Origin of the sequence: Christiangramia sediminis, from assembly GCF_020552705.1 — a bacterium.
Taxonomy (GTDB): Bacteria; Bacteroidota; Bacteroidia; order Flavobacteriales; family Flavobacteriaceae; genus Christiangramia; species Christiangramia sediminis.
Genome location: NZ_JAJBZG010000002.1, coordinates 169,349 through 188,358, shown reverse-complemented (window position 1 = coordinate 188,358; position 19,010 = coordinate 169,349). Strand labels below are relative to the sequence as shown.

At 35.5% G+C, this 19,010-nt stretch carries 14 protein-coding genes; 10 read left to right on the top strand and 4 right to left on the bottom strand.

Translation table 11 applies throughout. The annotated features are described in order from the left end of the window. Positions 1-321: 321 nt before the first annotated feature. The 6 genes from LGQ90_RS05205 to LGQ90_RS05180 all read left to right on the top strand — a co-directional run bounded on the left by LGQ90_RS05205 (position 322) and on the right by LGQ90_RS05180 (position 9,468). Entirely contained in the window at positions 322-1,329 is a 1,008-nt protein-coding gene (locus LGQ90_RS05205) for a response regulator transcription factor (protein WP_229338878.1), read from the top strand. Between the two features lie 395 nt (positions 1,330-1,724). Further along, positions 1,725-3,182, top strand: a complete 1,458-nt coding sequence (locus tag LGQ90_RS05200) for a hypothetical protein (RefSeq protein WP_229338876.1) — start codon at positions 1,725-1,727, stop codon at positions 3,180-3,182. An 80-nt stretch (positions 3,183-3,262) separates the two neighbouring features. After that, positions 3,263-4,987: a hypothetical protein gene (locus LGQ90_RS05195; protein WP_229338874.1), complete on the top strand. Its 1,725-nt coding sequence runs from the start codon at positions 3,263-3,265 to the stop codon at positions 4,985-4,987. A gap of 88 nt (positions 4,988-5,075) precedes the next feature. Continuing rightward, positions 5,076-6,653: a hypothetical protein gene (locus LGQ90_RS05190; protein ID WP_229338872.1), complete on the top strand. Its 1,578-nt coding sequence runs from the start codon at positions 5,076-5,078 to the stop codon at positions 6,651-6,653. 453 nt (positions 6,654-7,106) lie between these two features. Further along, on the top strand, positions 7,107-8,150 hold the full coding sequence (locus LGQ90_RS05185) for a M12 family metallopeptidase (protein ID WP_229338870.1): 1,044 nt from the start codon (positions 7,107-7,109) through the stop codon (positions 8,148-8,150). A gap of 211 nt (positions 8,151-8,361) precedes the next feature. Beyond that, positions 8,362-9,468, top strand: a complete 1,107-nt coding sequence (locus LGQ90_RS05180; RefSeq protein WP_229338868.1) for a M12 family metallopeptidase — start codon at positions 8,362-8,364, stop codon at positions 9,466-9,468. Positions 9,469-9,515: 47 nt separating this feature from the next. On the opposite strand, the gene LGQ90_RS05175 is transcribed toward LGQ90_RS05180, so the two are convergent. Continuing rightward, entirely contained in the window at positions 9,516-10,109 is a 594-nt protein-coding gene (locus LGQ90_RS05175) for an acyl carrier protein phosphodiesterase (protein WP_229338866.1), read from the bottom strand. 124 nt (positions 10,110-10,233) lie between these two features. Between LGQ90_RS05175 and glmM the strand changes: the two genes are divergently transcribed. Continuing rightward, positions 10,234-11,619 carry a phosphoglucosamine mutase gene (gene glmM / locus LGQ90_RS05170; protein ID WP_229338865.1) on the top strand — a complete coding sequence of 462 codons (1,386 nt, stop codon included), beginning with the start codon at positions 10,234-10,236 and terminating at the stop codon, positions 11,617-11,619. 190 nt (positions 11,620-11,809) lie between these two features. Here glmM and LGQ90_RS05165 read toward each other — a convergent pair whose 3' ends face one another. Next, on the bottom strand, positions 11,810-12,715 hold the full coding sequence (locus LGQ90_RS05165; protein ID WP_229338863.1) for a lysophospholipid acyltransferase family protein: 906 nt from the start codon (positions 12,713-12,715) through the stop codon (positions 11,810-11,812). Between the two features lie 52 nt (positions 12,716-12,767). On the opposite strand from LGQ90_RS05165, the gene LGQ90_RS05160 reads away from it, so the two are divergent. Continuing rightward, positions 12,768-13,415 (top strand): rhomboid family intramembrane serine protease, encoded by a 648-nt coding sequence (locus LGQ90_RS05160; protein ID WP_229338861.1) that lies wholly within the window; start codon positions 12,768-12,770, stop codon positions 13,413-13,415. A gap of 49 nt (positions 13,416-13,464) precedes the next feature. Further along, entirely contained in the window at positions 13,465-14,151 is a 687-nt protein-coding gene (locus LGQ90_RS05155) for an SIMPL domain-containing protein (protein ID WP_229338859.1), read from the top strand. A 48-nt stretch (positions 14,152-14,199) separates the two neighbouring features. Here the strand turns inward: LGQ90_RS05155 and LGQ90_RS05150 are convergent, their stop codons facing one another. Beyond that, positions 14,200-15,321, bottom strand: coding sequence for a TlpA disulfide reductase family protein (locus LGQ90_RS05150; RefSeq protein WP_229338857.1), 1,122 nt, complete (start codon positions 15,319-15,321; stop codon positions 14,200-14,202). A gap of 136 nt (positions 15,322-15,457) precedes the next feature. On the opposite strand from LGQ90_RS05150, the gene LGQ90_RS05145 reads away from it, so the two are divergent. Further along, positions 15,458-17,824, top strand: coding sequence for a GAF domain-containing protein (locus tag LGQ90_RS05145; protein ID WP_229338855.1), 2,367 nt, complete (start codon positions 15,458-15,460; stop codon positions 17,822-17,824). On the opposite strand, the gene LGQ90_RS05140 is transcribed toward LGQ90_RS05145, so the two are convergent. Beyond that, positions 17,816-19,000: a Pycsar system effector family protein gene (locus tag LGQ90_RS05140; RefSeq protein ID WP_229338853.1), complete on the bottom strand. Its 1,185-nt coding sequence runs from the start codon at positions 18,998-19,000 to the stop codon at positions 17,816-17,818. The two genes, LGQ90_RS05145 and LGQ90_RS05140, sit on opposite strands and share 9 nt — an antisense overlap. Positions 19,001-19,010 lie beyond the last annotated feature (10 nt).

The following is a 19,010-nucleotide window of genomic DNA, read 5'->3' as shown; positions in this document are numbered from 1 at the left end:
TACTGATGTTAAGATAGCTGTAAATTTTGACGTTATAGCTGCTTTCCGATAAATACAAAAAGAATATCCATACCAAATTGAAAAGTTAAAGAATGATTTTAATACCTTAAAATAAGACTTTAAACTCCTTATTAAATTACTGATTGTCAGTGTAATATTACTATAATTTTTATCGAAAATAAGTGAAATCCCCTATATTTGATAAGTTAAAAACTCTTTCCCAAATCTTTCTTTTAAATCTAAAATGACATCTTTTGATGTTTGGAATACTAGCCCTTGTATTCAAAAGAAAATTATTAATTTTTTTAATGTTGATTGAAGATGGAAAAAAGACAGATTTTAATTGTTAGCAGAAATCAGGATTTTATAGATAAACTTATTGAAAAAGTTAGTGTGAATTTTGAGGTTACTTCTGAAAAATCTATTCATGTGGCCTATAATATCGCCCTTAATCTGTTGCCCGATACTATTTTTTTTGATAAGACTTCCTATACTAAAATTTCTGATTTTAGAAACCTTAAAAATTTTAAAGCCACCCATTTTCTCACCAAAAGCTTCCTGATAGTATATGGTAGAAGTACAGATTTAACGATCATGAAGAAGAAATATAATTCATTGATCGATGAATATCTACCGGAGCGATTAAGCCTGGAACATATTGCTTCCCTGATTTTGAAAAAGAGTCCTCCTAAAAATTTTAATTATTGGCATGACTGTTTTATGGGCTTATTTAACTTAATGGCTCAGCCCATCGTTTTACTTCAGCAAAATAATATAATTGCGATGAATGACGCATTCAAAAAGACTTTTAAAATTGAAAAGTCTGAAGGTTTAAAATTAACGGATTTGGTTAATATAGAAAATAAAGCCAAAGTTAAAACCAGCCTCCGAAATTTTGCCCGTGGAAAACATTTGAAAGCTGTAACCACGACTTCATTATTAATTAATAAGGATAAATTAAGAAATGCCCGAATAAGTTTTTCTAAGCTAAGTCGTAATATATCAGATCAATTTATCATGCTTATTGATTTTTCCGGAGATGAATATTTCATCGACGAAAAAATTGGTAGTCATGCAGACCAGATAGAAAAATGTTTTAAAGATAATAGTGAATTAACCGATTTTAGTTTCACTAAAAGAGAGAAGGAGATCATGGCGCTTTTATGTAAAGGATATAAAACCAAGGAAATATCTGAGGCGCTATTTATCTCCCCAAAAACAATTGAAAAACACCGGTCTAACATTATAAAAAGAACTAATTCTGAAACAATTTTAGAAAGTGTGATTTATGCGATTAATCATAAATTGGTTGATTTCCCAATGTCGTAAAAATATTAAATCACTGTTAATTAGAAGTTTATTTGTGTAATATAGGGGAAATCCCCTATAAGCAATAGCCACAGTCTTTTATACATTTACTTCATTCAATATAAATAATTCCCCCCTTCTCTATATTGAACCTACACATGGCCCCCGAATCTTTTTAGTTTTTTGAATTGATACATAATTTCTCCCTAGGGGAGGTCTGTATATATAATTTATTAACCATTCTAAATAATATTAACTAACACTACTAATTATGAAAACTTAGTCACTCCCAACGGCTGCCCAGTGTAGCAATCCGATTTTCTTATTGAAACTTATTCCTTGTGGACTTATGTGCCATGATTGGAACAGACAGTTTATTATCCATTCTAAATTTTTATTAACCAAAACTTTGTATTATGAAAAAAATTAATCATTATCTGGCATTTTGCGCAATTTTCGCGCTTCTCCTGGCCGGGTGTAGTAAAGATGAAGCTTCCTCAACTCAAGATCCGGATACTATAGCCTATGCGGAACTTTCTTTTGAGGCCGCATTAAATGACCTGGTGAACAGAGCCGCCTCTGTGAACAAAAATCATTTTAATCAAATTCCTGATTGTTCCAGCACAACTCCAGCTTATGTTGAGTTAAAGATCTCTTATGCCGGACAGGAAAGTGATCCGGATGATATCATAACTATTGACATTCTTTTTGATGGAACCGTTTATTTCACAGATTATTCTGAAGATTTGAAGATACCAGTTGATAATGGTGGTATGACCGTGGTTACTTTAAATGAATTTATAGTTTTTAATGCTGAGGGTGAGGAAATCTGGATTGCGCCTATCTCTTCTGAAGTAGGCCAGTTTGATGGATATGTTGATAATCCACTACCACTACCAATTGAAGTAAGAGACGGAACAAAACCTTATATACCAGTAGAGGTTCTTTGTTATGATAGACGTATGGTCAATGAATATGGTTATGTATTCTTCGATCTTGAAAATACCGAACTTATAGAGTTCTGTATTTTCGGAAACTTCTGTCCTCCAAGCGGTAGGCATTATGTTGCTTCCTATAGTGTGGACGTATGGACAGTTGATGAGAATGATCAAAATGTAGATCAATTATATGATGATTTAACCAGAGAGGTTGGCGAGAATGAGGCCGGTGAATTAGCAGCAGATCCGTTATGTATCGTATTACCAGACAGAATTGGCGAAGAAGACCGTTATAGAATTGAAATTAGAATTCAGGACGGACCAAACTATAATGCTAATGATGGAGAGCTTATTAGAACAACTATTTTATCTGATGAGGAGGTTCGTACTTTCTTCGACGGAGATGATAACCTGGAATACTTCCACTTCTTTGAAGGATGCGACGAACCAGATACCCCTCCAATTTTTGATGATCCAAGAGATAATAAAATGACATACAAAACCTGCGCAAAGGGATTGAATGATTCAGGAGTTGTGGCTTTGGCAGCAGCGAGTATTGAAGGATCTAAATTGGAAGTAAGTATTATAGCGATGAATATAGCTACCGGAATGCAACACCTGCAACATATTCATGGATTTGATACAGGAGATGCTACTTGTCCTCCGGATGAAGCTGATACCAATGATGATGGAATAATCAGTTTAACCGAAGGAATTCCATTCTATGGAGGAGTACAATTGGCTTTAGATAATGTTGGAGGAGATTTTCCAACGCCTAGTGGTTCTGGTACTTATTTATATAATAGAACATTTACACTTGACGCTACTCAAAAAGCTGCGCTAACAACGCTGGATGAAAAAGTGATTGTAGTGCATGGTGTTCCTGGCGATCCAACTAGACCGGTCGCTTGCGGTGAACTTGAATTAGTAGAATAGAACTTTAATGACTGCCCGTTAAACCGGGCAGTCATATTATTTATTAACCATTCTAATTATTTAACTAAAACAATTTAAAAATGAAAAAATTAAAAATTAGCATAAGTGTGTTTGCGATCTTCGCATTGCTTTTCACTTCATGTAGCAAAGAGGAGACAACTTCTCCGGGAGATGATCCAAATCTACAATCTGTAGAAATTACATTTGGAGCCGCTTTGAACGATTTAGTAAACAGGGCAGCCTCTGTTAATAAAGATCATTTTGATGATATCCCTGATTGCTCTGCAGAGCCGCCATCTTATGTGGTATTAGAAATCAGTTATGACGGTCAGCCAGCAAATACTGAAGGTCCTATTACATTGGATATTCTTTCAGATAGTGATGGTTATTTCACTGAGTATTCTGAGCTATTAAAAATTCCTGTAGAGGATGAAGGATTTACAACAGTGACTCTGGAAAGCTTTATGGTTTATGATAGTAATGATAATTTAATATGGATTGCTCCAATTGAAAGTGTTGAAGGAGAATTTGACGGGTATGTAACCAACCCTCTTCCATATGATTTCGAAGTTCGGGACGGAACAAAACCATATATAGATGTAGAGGTACTCTGTTTTGATCGCCGAATGGTGAATGAATATGGATATCCATTCTTTGATCTGGTTCCAGGAGAGTTGTACCCACTGTGTTTCTTTGCAAACTATTGCCCAAGCGTGGATGGTAGACATTATGTAGGTAATTATGCTGTAGATCTTTATTATGATGATGGAGAAACCAGAGTACAATTATATAATAGTGCAGATGCGGGTTCAAGTCCTAATACTAATGATGATAATAACTCTGCCGATCCACTTTGTTTGGTAGTACCGGGATCACCTTTTGAGAATCCAGATACAGATTACTTATTCTACGTGATTACACCATTAGATTGGCCAGGTAGTTATGGAGATATTGATAATACTCCGCTAATAGAAGTTGGTTTAAGCTGGAATGATGTGAATGGTCTCTTGAATGCAGATGGAGAAACAGCGGAATATATCCATTTGTTTATAGGTTGTGATACTCCTATAGATGAGTGCCCAGGTGTTCCAACACCTTCAGATCCAGATGGTGACTGTGTGCCAGATGATCAGTGTCCTGATGAACCAGGTACTGTTGATAATTTTGGATGTCCTGATGATGAGTGCCCAGGAACCGATCCTGACGGAGATGGTTTATTTGGCGATTGTGATGATTGTCCTAATGAAGCTGGTACAGCTGATAATTTTGGTTGTCCCCTAGATGATTGTACCACTGATACTGATAATGATGGTGTAGTAGATTGTGATGATCTGTGTCCAGATACACAGGGTCCAGAAGATAATGATGGTTGTCCAGAAGATAATGGTGGTGATACATGTGAAACAGCATTCATGTTTGGAGATACACAAATCAATGACATTTCAAATGCCAACCGTTGGGGATGGGCTGAAAACTTTGACACCACAATTGATGGTAATAGTAAAACTTTCAATTTCTGGGCTGGAGCTGGTCAAAATGATACTAGCAAAGGAGAACTTGTAGGAACTGTAACAATTACTGTTGATGGAGACGAGGTGAATTTTGATATTGATCTTGAATCAGGAGTTAGTTTGGATGATCTTCACGTTTATTTAAGTGAAGATAACCCTGGAAATACAGCAAAAAGTCCAGGTCAGTATAATAGAAATGACGAAGTTAGTTCAAGTGATTTAGATTTCACTTTAGAGCGTACCAGTGACGATACCAGTTTTTGGATAATTGTTCACGGAGTAGCTTGTTATTAGATTAAAACTTATCCCATCCTGGAAGGTATTATTAACTTCCAGGGTGGGATTTTTTAACCATTTTAAAAATTAAACAAAAATATATATTATGAAAATTATCAATAAATATTTAGCAATTGTTGCAATTGTAGCTTTGCTATTTACCTCCTGTAGCAAGGATGAAACAAGTCCTGTCGCTTCTGACGATCCGGAGGCTACTTCAGTAGACCTAAGTTTTGGAGCACTGCTGAATGATCTGGCCAACAGGGGTATGAATAAAGCTCATTTTGATCAAATCCCAGACTGTTCAGAAGGAGAGCCCGCTGTTGCGGTAGTTGATTTTTCCTATGGAGGAAGCGATTACACCGCAGTGGTTGATATCCTGGAAGATGAAAACGGATATTTTACAGATTATTCTGAAGTTTTAAAAATACCAGTAGCAAATAATAGTTCTGTCACAGTAACTCTGAATGGATTTATGGTATATGATGGAGATCCAGAGGGAGATGGTGACTTAATTTGGATTGCTCCAAAAAGAACAGAGGGTGCTCCTCTTGACCAATTTGATGGATATGTAGATCGATCATTGCCTTTTGACTTTGAGGTAGAAGATGGTACTAAACCTTATATAAGTGTTGAAGTACTTTGTTTTGATCGCCGTATGGTAAATGAATATGGATATGTATTCTTTGATATACTACCAGAAACAATTTATCCACTATGTCTTTTTGTGAATTATTGTGATGAAAACGGTAGACATTATGTAGCTGATTACTCTGTTGATCTTTACTTCGGTACTGATGATACAGGTATTCAATTATACGACCATGAGGATGATGCAAGTGCAATGGCTACTACCGGAGATTATGGAGATGGTGAATATTATGCTGATCCTCTATGTCTGGTAATTCCAGGTCCCCCTGCAAATCTTGATGATGACGAGCCTTATTTATATTTAATTGTTTATCCTCAAGACTGGGATGGAACTGGTAATATAGATAATACTCCTGTTCCCGTATTATTGACTTGGGAAGCCGTGGAAGAATTACTTAACTCTGATGGCTCTACCAATGAATATCTACATTTACTTGTTGGTGAATGTGAAGATGCTTTGGAAGGTGATGAGACTATAGGCGGTGGAGGAAATGGAAGTGGTTGTAATCCTTCGAATCCAGAAGCGGATTGTGATGATGATGATACTCTAAATAAATGTGATACAGATAATCCTAATTATGCAGGTTTTGATTGTGATGGAGATGACATTCCTAATGGACAGGAAGCGAGTGGTTGTGTAAATAATCCTAGCCCAGACTGTGGAACTGTGGAGCCGACAGCTTGTGATTTGACAATTTCAGATCCTTCAACTGGATGCTTTAGAGCAATTGTATTAGATCAAACAGCCAGTTCTTATGCAGAGGTAAATCAAAATACCGGAATTCCAATAGTTGATGCTTCTCAACCTTTAATTGATGCAGCTACATTTGGCATTACCTTAACAGGTGCGGGAATAGAGTATAATTGGAATTCTGGAAGTGCGACAGTGCCTGAATATCTAGTTGAAATTAAGGATAGTGAGAATGGAGATGTATTTTGTGTAGATCAAAATGATCCTAACAGTACGGTAGAAGGAACCTTCACTTATCCAATTTATATTAGAGTAACAGGAAATGTTTGTACTCCTCAATAACTAATTTGAAAAATATTAACCCGAATGAATTATTAAACCGGGGGGTGACTAATTTATCGGGTTAATTTACTCATTCTCTTATTGAGAATGTTGTATGGGCTGTCTGGATCTTTCCAGACAGCCTTTTTTTATTTAAAAAAAGAAAAATTTGTATATGATTTAAAAAAAATGATATGTTAGATGCTGTTTGCCAGTAATTTGTAAGTGATTGAAGCCAGGCTTTATATTAGAAAACATTGAAAAATATAATGGTTTCAGAAGTTCTTAAGATTTAAAAAGAAGGTAAAGTTAGAAACCCAAATCTTAATCGATTCCTTACTAATAAGAAAATTGTAAGAAATTGATTATTAAAATTTTAAATTTAATTTTAGTTAATATTTGTGGAATAGACTTTGCAAATCACTGAGCGAACTAAAAAAATAATATTTAAAAATTAGATTAAAAAACCTACTTATGAAAAAATTGAAGTTGATCCTCTTGCTACCCTCTCTTATTTTTATTGGTTGTAGCGAAGACCCTATTTCAGATCAAATCGACAACGAAAATGAAACACAAAGCCAAATTACAACTCCAAGTGATGATATTACTGAGATTGCCTTTCCAAACGAAAAAGGGAGCGTAACAGATGTTTATTATACAGGTATTAAAATGCCCGTTGAAAGTGTAAATGGACAATACGTTTTTGAAGGTGATATCATTATCCCTAAATCTAAAGCTACCAAAAGCCCGGTAAAATTAGTTTACGAAAAAGGAGAAACTCCTCCACAGAAAAGTGTCGGAAGAACTTCTCATTACTGGCCAGATAACACCGTCTATTATGATATAGATGGAAGTTTGTCCAATACAGACAGAGTTTACGATGCGATTAATCACTGGGAGTCGAAAACGAATATTGAATTTGTAAAACGTTCCGGACAGTCAAATTATATTTATTTCACACCTGGATCAGGTTGTTCCTCTTATGTAGGGATGGTTGGCGGAAGACAAAATATTACGCTTGCTGATGCTTGTTCTACTGGTAATACTATTCACGAGATAGGTCACGCGATGGGGCTATGGCACGAACAAAGTCGTGTGGATAGAGATAATCATATCACCATACATTTTGAAAATATACAGAGTGGAAGAGAATATAATTTCGAGACCTATGCAGAAAACAATTATGATGGAAAAGAGTTCACTACTAATCTTGACTTTGGATCTATCATGATGTATAGCCCATATGCTTTCTCTAGAAATGGACAACCTACTATTACAAAGAGAGATGGATCTACTTACGGAGTACAGAGATCAGCATTGTCTAGTGGAGATGTACAGGGAATTAATTCTATGTATCCTGCTGATGGTGGAGGAGGTACGTCTACTTATATAAATGGAGAATATTACACCATACAAGGTCTTAGGGTTCTTAGAAACTGGGACAGATGGTTCTATAATTCAACGATTGGTTGGATGCAAGTAGAGCTAGTGGATGGAAGATGGCGATATGTTTTTTAGGTAAATAGCTAAAATTAACTGTGTAAATAAAATGTTAAATTCACAAGTTCTGAGGATTATTTACACAGTTAATTTTTTAACATCAAAACAGCTGATAAATTCTAAAATCGATGAACGGTAATTATTGTCGACCAAGTAACAAAACACAGTTTGGGTTCTAAACCAAATCTAATTTAAACTGTCAATTCAAATTAAATCAAATAACCTACTTATGAAAAACCTAAAGTATCTTTTAGCAGTTCCGCTACTGGCATTTATTTCCTGTAGTGAAGATAGTATCTCTGATTCTTCCATTGAGGGAAATCAAACCAAATCTTCTTTAAATGATAATTTTACAGAAATTGCCTTTCCCGGTGAAACTGGTAATGTTTCTGACATCTACTTTGCAGGAAGAAAACTTCCGGTTGAAGAATTGAATGGTAAATATGTATATCAAGGAGATATTTTTCTACCTGAATCTAATATTTCAAAAAGCCCGGTAGATTTGATCCTGGAACCTAATGAAGATCTTGGTACGCTTAATAAAAGTGTGGGAAGAACACAGTATTTCTGGCCAGACAATATAGTTTATTACGAAATAGATTCATCGCTACCTAATCAGCAACGTGTATTAGATGCTATTAATCACTGGGAAAGTAATACAGCGGTAAAGTTCATACAGCGCTCTGCTGAGTCTAATTACATTTACTTTACTCCAGGAGGAGGATGTTCTTCTTATGTAGGTATGGTTGGAGGAAGACAGCCAATTACTTTAGCAGATGCCTGTTCAACCGGTAACACGATTCATGAAATTGGTCATGCAGTAGGATTATGGCACGAGCAAAGTAGAGCAGACAGAGATCAAACTATTACAGTTCATTTTGATAATATTCTTTCAGGCAGAGAACATAATTTCTATACCTATGAAGAAGCTGGTTGGGACGGTGCAGATTATACAGCTGGTTTGGACCTTGGATCAATTATGATGTATAGTCCTTATTCATTTTCTGCAACTGGTCAACCAACTATAACCAAAAAAGATGGTTCTCTTTATTCAGTTCAGCGTTCTGAACTTTCAAATGGAGATATTGAAGGGGTAAATGTAATGTATCCAGGTTCGGTAACTGAACCTGAACCAGAACCTACTGAGCCGGAGCCTACTGAACCAGAGCCTACCGAGCCGGAACCTACTAATCCAGAGCCAGAATATATCAATGGAGAATATTATGTGATTGAAGGTGTAATGGTTTTGAGAAAAGATGATAAATGGTGGGTAGAAAAAGGCAAGAACCTTAAGGAAGTTGAATTAATTAATGGACGATGGAGATTTGTTAAATAAGATGGAATTTTAGTTTAATAGAAAGGCCGGTGTAATCCGGTCTTTTTTTATTTCACCTCAATCTCTTTAATTTTTATTCTGCTGAATTCAATAATATCCTTAAAGAAGAGTTCAAATTCCTGTTCAAATTCCTCATAATAATCCTTCAATTCTTTAACCGCTAAATGCATATTGGACTTTCTACCAGTTCGCCTGTTCATGCCTGAAAGTACTTTTTCAATACCTCCAATATCTGCATAACTTAATAACCAGTTATCATTTACCATATAAGGTAAAAAGTTTTTCACCTTGGGTGGCAATACCTCAAAATTGTTCTTTAGAAGATCATAAAATTCGAGGGTATATTCTTTTAAAGGAATATCGGAATAATTTTCCCAGTTAGCTGCCAGAAAATGATCATAGAATATATCGGCGATAATTCCACTATAATGACTATAGCCGGAAAATAATCGTTGGGTACTTTGTTTAAAAACTGGGTGGGTGTCCGTATAATAATCTATAGCCCGATGAAGAATAATTCCCCTTTGAATATCTTCAGGATATTTCAGGTATTTTTTGCCTTTAATGGAGTCGGCCATAAAATTACCAATTTTCACCTGTTCATTATCACCAGATAAATAAATATGCGCCAAAAAGTTCATTATGGGAAGATACAAATAATAGAATACCAGGGTTAATTTTTGTTAAGTTTTGGACAGAAGATATACAGCCCTGTATATTTGCTACATATTAAAAGTGACTTAGATTTAAATATTAAGAAGTAATATGACATTAATAAAATCAATTTCCGGAATAAGAGGAACCATAGGAGGAAAAACCGGTGATAACCTAACGCCATTAGATACTGTAAAGTTTGCCGCTGCATACGGGACCTGGTTGAAAAAAGAATCGGGTAAGAAGAAATTAAAAGTGGTAGTGGGTAGAGATGCCAGAATATCTGGCAGAATGATCCAGGATCTAACCATGAATACTTTGACTGGATTGGGGATTGATGTCATAGATCTTGGTCTGTCTACTACTCCTACAGTTGAAATAGCAGTCCCATTGGAGAATGCAGATGGTGGAATTATTCTAACCGCTAGCCATAATCCAAAACAATGGAACGCTCTTAAACTATTAAATAGTAAAGGTGAATTTTTAGATGGTGAAGCGGGAGCAGAAATTCTTAAGATTGCAGAAAGTGAAGGTTTTGAATTTTCAGAAGTTGATGATCTTGGAGAGATTTCGACTATAGAAGATTATATAGACAGGCATATTGAAGAAGTTTTAAAACTAAAACTGGTAGATGCAGATAAAGTAGCCAAAGCGAATTTGAAAGTTGCCGTAGATGCCGTAAATTCTACAGGGGGAATCGCAATTCCCGCGTTATTAAAGAAAATGGGTGTTGAGGTCATTGAACTTTACTGTGATCCTAACGGACATTTTCCGCATAACCCTGAACCCTTGAAAGAACATTTAACTGATATCTGCGAGCTTGTAAAGAAAGAAAAAGCCGATTTCGGTATTGTGGTAGACCCAGATGTGGATAGGTTGGCATTTATAGATGAAAAAGGAGAAATGTTCGGGGAAGAATATACCCTGGTAGCCTGTGCAGATTATGTGCTTTCCAAAACTCCGGGTAATACGGTTAGCAACCTGTCATCTTCCAGAGCGCTACGGGATATAACCAAGAGGCACAATGGGAATTACGAAGCTAGTGCGGTTGGGGAAGTGAATGTAGTGCAACTAATGAAAGATAATAAAGCGATCATTGGAGGCGAAGGTAACGGTGGAATTATCTATCCTGAATCTCATTACGGAAGAGATAGTCTTGTTGGAACAGCTCTGTTTCTTACTCATTTAGCTGAAAAAGGAAAGAAGGTTTCAGAGATCAGAAATGAATATCCGGCTTACTTTATGAGTAAAAATAAAATACAGTTAACCCCAGATCTTGATGTTGATGGAGTACTCAAGGCTGTTGAAAAGAGACATTCTGAAGAAGAAATATCTACGGTTGATGGTGTTAAGATTGACTTCCCAGAAAACTGGGTGCATTTAAGAAAGTCTAATACAGAACCTATTATTAGAATTTATACAGAAGCAAAATCTCAGCAGGAAGCTGATGATCTTGCACAAAAAATGATCAGGGAAATAGAATCAATAATAGCCTAATCTAATAATTTTCCGATGCTTTCGCATCGGTGTTTCCGCTTTACCTCTCCCTGGGGAGAGGTCGGAACTCTTTTTTACAGTTCCGGGTGAGGGATAAATATAAAATTTCGGGTTTTGACCCAGAGGTCAAAATAAACTGACGTAATAGTTATATGGCCCTGCCTCGAGGATAGACGATTTTAAGAAATTTTTATTCTATTATTTCAGCATTTTTAGGAATGGGCTCATTGCGGTGTTTCCATCGTTTATGAGTCCATAAATAATATTCAGGTTTCTTTCGAATCTGTTCTTCCAGATATCCAACGAATTTTTTAGTAATGGCGTGTTGAGGTTCATTAGGAGCATCTTCAGTAATTGGTTTCAAGGTAGCCTGGTAATATCCGCGGCCAACTTTTTCCACGTGAAGATATACAACCGCCATATCCATATTTCTCGCCAGCCTGTCAGATCCATCAAATACAGGAACTTTAATTCCCATAAAATCAATCCATATTTTCGCCCGACGAAGTTTTGGTGACTGGTCTGCAATCATCGCGTAATTACCTAAAACTCCTTTTTCCTGGTTATGCCTTATGATTTCTGTAGTTTGGTAGGTAGTAATTAGGGTTCCACCAAATCTACCCCTAATTTTTTTCGCCAAATTATCAAATTGTTTGTTCTTAATTTTCTTGTAAATACCGTAGGTTCTGTATTTCAGACCATATAGTTGCAGCGCATTTATCCATTCGTAGCTGGCGTAATGTCCTAACATTACCACTAAACTTTTGTCCAGGCTTTCCAGCTTTCTAAGATATTCTATATTGGTAAAGGTGAAACGCTTTTCTATTTCCTTTTCAGTAATACTGATGCTTTTTATCATTTCCAGAAACATGTCGCACATATGGCTATAAAACTTCTTCTGGATTTTTTTTATTTCTGAGTCAGATTTCTCCGGAAAGACCAATTCAAGGTTCTCACGAACCGTTTTTTTTCTGTAACCAATTATATAATAAACCAGTACGAATACCATGTCTGATACCATATAAAAGATTCGAAAAGGTAAAATGGAAATAAGCCACAGGATAGGGTAAACTAACCAGAAAACTAAGCCTTGCATAAAAATTCTTTCCGCAAATATATGGTATATTTGAAATTAAACTTATGCAAATATGGGAGAATTAAGCCTTGTGACGCTTGGCGTTATTGCGGTAAATGTTTTAATTTCTTTTAAGGGTTTCAAAGATCAGGCATTTTTTAATAAATATAAATTTAATGTTGGTGATATAAAGAGAGGATCAAAATTTCAAATTTTAACTTCCGGCTTCCTTCATGTAGATACGAGCCATTTATTTGTGAATATGCTAACTCTTTATTTCTTCGCAAATGTGGTCATTTATGCGATGGGGGCTCCTGCATTTCTTATCATTTACCTGGGAAGCCTGTTATTGGGTAATCTGCTATCCTATTATTTTCATAAGAATGATATGAATTACACAGCCGTAGGAGCAAGTGGTGCGGTGATGGGAATTTTATATTCGGCTATTTTGTTACAGCCAGATATGACTTTAGGCCTATTCTTTATTATTCCCATCCCTGCCTATATCTTTGGGATAGGATATCTTTTTTATACGATCTACGGAATGAAACGACGAACAGATAATATTGGTCACGACGCTCATTTTGGAGGAGCTACCGGTGGATATCTCCTTACTATGTTACTTGCTCCATGGGTTTTTGAAAGTCATCTTTTAATGGTCGTGCTTCTGGCCATCCCCATTGTGATACTTTTTATCCTACAAAGGACCGGATATATATAGTTTGGTATTCTTATTGGTTATCTAAAACTGAAACTAAAAACTATTTAATATGAAAAAGTTATTTTTTGTACTGGCAGTAATTGCCACAATGCCAATTTTCGCTCAGCAAAACCTAGAAAGATCGGTCGTAAATGTTACGGGAGAAGGTGTGGTAAAAGTAGAGCCGGATGAAGTTCTTATTAAATCCAGGATTGAACATGAAGGTCCTTCAGCGGCAGGGGTGAAAAAGCAGAATGATGAGGTTGTAAATAAGGTTATTAAATATCTGAAATCTCAAAAGATTGAGGAAAAGGATATCAAAACTGAATATATTAACCTGAATAAGCGGTATGATTATAATGATAAGACCTATAGTTATGTGGCTAATCAGGCCATTTCAATAAGATTGCAGGATCTAAAAGATTATGAGAAAATTATGAAAGGCCTCTTAGAAAATGGCTTAAATAGAATTGACGGCATTCAGTTTAAATCTTCAGAGATGGAGAAATATGAGAAAGAGGCCAGAAAATTAGCAGTTCTTGATGCCCAGAATAGAGCCAGAGAATTAGCACAACCATTGGGACAGGATATTGGAAAAGCAGTTTCTATAAGTGAAATGGATTATAATAGTTTTCAGCCAGTATATAGAATGGATGAGGCGGTAGAAATGAGTGCAGCGAAGGGAAGTCAGCAAACAATTGCACCCGGAGAACTGGAAATAAAGATAAAAGTAAATGTAGGCTTTGAGCTGAAGTAATAAAAAAAGCGCCGAGAGGCGCTTTTCTATTTTATAGATAATATTGAATTATTGAAGAAGTTCTCCAATCTTATTTTCCAAAGCATCTCCTCTTAAGTTTTTTGCTACTATAACACCATTTTCATCAAGAATGAAAGTGGCCGGAATTGCTGAAATTCTATATTTTCTAGCAATTGGATCATTCCAGAATTGAAGGTTAGAAACATGATTCCATTGCTCCAGATTATCCTCCTCAATTGCCTGAATCCATTTGTCTTTTTGTCCAGGTCTGTCTAAAGAAACGCTAATAATATTAAGGCCCTCATCCTTATATTTATTGTAAGTTCTCACAAGGTTTGGATTTTCTACACGACAGGGTTTACACCAGGCGGCCCAAAAATCTACAATAGTCACTTTTCCCAGGTTATCTTTAAGAGAAAGTTCATCCCCTTCAGGGGTAGGACCTGAAAATTCAGGAGCTTTGCTTCCAACTTCCGCAGCTTTAAATTGCTCTAGCGTTTGCTTAAGATTTTGCCCCATGGGTGTTTCTTTGATTCTGTCTGAAACTCCCTCGTACATTTCTCTCACTTCCGCCGAGGAAAGAGTTCTCATTTTCATCATATCTGTAAGCAACATGACCGATAGATATGAATCTTTATTTCTATTAAACAATTCTTTTTTGAAATTCTCATCATTATCTCTCAATTCCAGCTGAGCCTCTCGTAAACTGGCTAGTTTAGCGGTGTCTCTTGAGGTCATAGCTTCTCTCATATCCTGCTGCATATTCACCATTTTGCGGTTCATTTCGTTTAAATGGTTCAAATATTCTGAAAGAGCTTTATTTTCCTTACCACCACTAAGCTTAGTATTTCTAAGACTATCCTTATTAATATCAAAGCTGATCTTCTGATTTTCAGAAATGAAGATAACATTGCCGTTAACTCCTTCAAATCTTAAGAAACTAAGTTTAGGAAGATCCTGGTCTTCCATATCCAACTCAAATTTTCCATTTTCGATAGTGGTAGTGTCGATTGCTTTGGTTGAATTAGTTTCTGCATCGTATTCAGAAATATAAACCTGCTTCCCGTCTTCTATTCCCGAAATTTTTCCATTCAGAAAGTAACCTTTGTCCTCCTGACATCCTGCTAATAAAAGCGTGAGTGCAAAAAAGGCTATAGATATTTTTTTCATTTTTGTTTAAATTTTATACAAAAGTAAAGAACTCAGGACTCATAGTAATCCAATATTTATAAATTATTGTTAATTTAAACGAGCTTCCTGTTCAGAGGTTTCCATAACTTTTAATTTTACCTTAAATTATCCGGTTATGATGCAGCAATTAAAAGATTTTCCTTTCGACATCCGTATCAGTTTTCATAAGGTGATAGACCAGTATGAACAGGAGGTCAAGGAAATTGAGAGTAGTATTTCCAGGCAGTATATGGAAAATATGCTTGAGTATATTTCTGATTATCCGGAATTAACGGAGGGTTTTGAAGATCCTAAGCTTTTAAAAAAATATAAGGAGCCAATAAAGATACTACTGGACGATTTATTTCCAAGTATTTTGACCAATAATGAGATAAAAGCCGCGTCGGTGCCTTTTCATAATATTCTTTTTAACTCCTCCAAAAGACTAAAGGAAATTCTTAATAATGCCGGAGAGGATTTTGAGGTCAGTTTTAGAAATATGAATGAAGAAGTTTTATACATATTCGCTTGTATACAAATTCTCCGTCAATATTATAACTATGAGGTAGATGTCTCAAGACCTATGTATTATGACATTCCCGATAAAGATGGAATAAAAAGGCATTACCGAATAGCTATGAATGCTGATTTTGTGGAGATCTTTAAAAAAGATAATGCACCGGAGATCACTCAAAAAGATGTAGATGTTTTGTTGCAGAATGTGGATGATCTTGACTTGTGGAAGGAAAAGATACCTCCAAATAGTTATGTTTTTAAAGGTTTTACTATTGTAAATCTTACCGATGTAACTATAGACGATGCGATCTCAGAACTAAAAACCACCCTCATATTTGAGGAAGTGAACGAGGCGGAAGAACTTCAGAAATTACAGGAAATTTTCAGATCTATTTATAAAATACCAGATCTGCGGGTTGGGTTCACCGTTTTTAACCGTCGGGATATGGTTTTTGAAAGAATGGAAAACGAAGAGGCAAAAAGCTTTATTCTGGATGAAAAAATGGTGAACGATTGTGCTACGGGTATATGTGAAAGAGGTTTTCAGAAGCTAATTGATAATAATTCTTACTTCACAATATCCAATGTAGATAATTATATAAAGAACAATAATAATCTTCTGGCAAAAAACCTTAAAAAGAATAAGGTTAAAAGTTGTTTGCTCGCGCCAATTGCTAAAAACGGAAAATTACTGGGGATTCTGGAACTTGCTTCAGAAAGAAAGAATGAACTGAACAGTATCAATGCTATTAAGCTGGACGATATTCTACCTTATATAGTGACTACCGTAGAAAGAAACCGAAACGATTTTGAAAATAGGGTGAAAGCGGTGATTCAGAGTGAATGTACATCTATTCATCCTAGTGTACTTTGGGTTTTTGAAAAAGAAGCCAAAAAGTTTATAAAGGATTATGACAAGGATGGATTGGCTTCTTTTAAGGATATTTCCTTTAAAGATGTGTATCCATTATATGGACAAATAGATATAGTGGCCTCTTCGGAAGCTAGAAATTCCGCAATTAAAAAAGATCTTCTGGATCAATTGGAGATTATTCTCGATATTATTAAAAAAGCCTATGATATTGAGGAATTACCAATTTATGATCAGGTAAAATATAGAATTTCAGATTTTAAGGAAGAACTCCAGGAGAACCTTAATGCCAGCAGTGAACAAAAGGTATTTAATCTTCTTAAAAAAGAAGTGAATCCCTTAATGAGTCATTTAAAAAAACAGTCTGAAGATATAAGGAAACTCGTAAAGGAATATACCGAAATGCTAAATCCTGAAACCGGCCTGGTTTACAATCATCGTAAAAAATATGATGAAACAGTTCAGCAAATAAACCGGACGATGTCCAGATATATAGATAAAAAGCAGATCCAGGCGCAGGAGATATATCCGCATTATTTTGAAAGATATAAAACAGACGGCGTAGATCACAATATGTATATAGGAGCTTCCATGGCAAACAAAAGACCATTTAATAAAGTCTATTTGTTCAATTTGAGATTATGGCAGCTTAGTACGATGTGTGAAATGGAAAATCGTTTTTATCAATTACAGGAGAATACACCCACGAAACTAGAAGCTGCATCTCTAATTCTTGTGTATAACAGTACGATGTCTATTCGATATAGAATGGATGAAAAGAAATTTGATGTGGACGGCACTTACAATGCCAGGTATGAGATCATTAAAAAGCGTATAGATAAAGCTTTTGTAAAGGGAACCGAAGAGCGTGTTACCCAAAAAGGTAAAATGACCATAGTCTATTCTCAAAGCAGTGATGAAAGAGAATATCTGCAGTATATAAAATATCTTCAGGCCAAGAAATATTTTGGTGAAGATATAGAACTACTGGAATTAGAAGACGTACAGGGCGTCGTGGGACTAAAGGCTATTAGAGTAAATGTTCTTTACTCTCCAGACAGTAACCATCCTGAGAAAACTATAACCTATGAAGATCTAATGGAAGAATTACATTAGGTAGAATGCAAGTATAAATGCGATTACCGAAATAATTATTCCCGTCATAAAAACAGTATAGGTAAGACGTAAAAGAAAATATTTACGGTGTAGTACTTTACCCAGTAAATGAAGGTCCAGCATTAACATTTCATAGACGTAATCTTTGTCTTTTATCAATTCATTCATTCCCCATTTAAATTGTTTAAAGGGCATTTTATGAAAATTTCCGAAGAACAATAAATTTACACTTCTGTTTTTCACCTGTTCCTTGGTGAATTCACCACTGGTAACATTTGGGCGGGTGGACATTATAGAAAGTATTATAGAGGCTACACTAAAAAGCACCAAAATAAGACTGGGTATAAGTAGATGTTTATTAGATGCAGCTTCCAGTTTTGGGATAAGATTTGCCAGAGCCAGAGAGATGATGATTGCGTTTACTGAAAGCAGGATGTTCGCCTTGGTATCAGCAATATCACTTAATTTTATATGGTTTCTAAGGGTAACACGAAACAGGGTTTGAATACTTCGTTCAGGATTCTCATTCTTATATTTAGCCTTCATTCTGGCTTTATGTTCTTCCTTGGTAAGTTTCTTTTCCTGTTTATTTTTACTTTCAATAAGTTCTAAAAGATTTTCCTCCTTTTTAGGTTTCCACTCTTCTAAGGCGTGATCTGTATAATATTGGTGTTTTTCAGTAAAAACCAGGATATTTTCTTCAAGCCATTCTGCATTGGTGAAATTCTTAATATTATGAAGTTCAAGCTCCTGTCTTAGAAATTCACTGGTTTCCTCAAAATAGTCTTTTCCAAAATGAGAAGAATCAGCATCCCTGATAATCTTCTCTTCTAAACAGGTTGGAGTATTAGAAAACCTGGTAGCAAGAATGTATTGTTTAACCTTTTCTATTAGTTCTTCAGTAGCGTTATTTTTCTTCAGAAAAGTTTCAGCGATTTCAGCACTTTTTTCTTCATGTCCTTTATAAGTATGAATATAGCCGGTGTCATGCAACCAGGCTGCAAGTATTAATGCCTCAGCCTCTTTAACATTAATTTCAGAATTATCGATTAATTCTTTAGTACTTTTAACCACGCGCTCTGTGTGCTGGTAGTTATGGTATATAAAGGTATTTGGCAGTTTTTCTTTAAATAATTCTTCAACAAATTTATCAGCTTTCTCAATGAGATTATTCATACATGAAGTT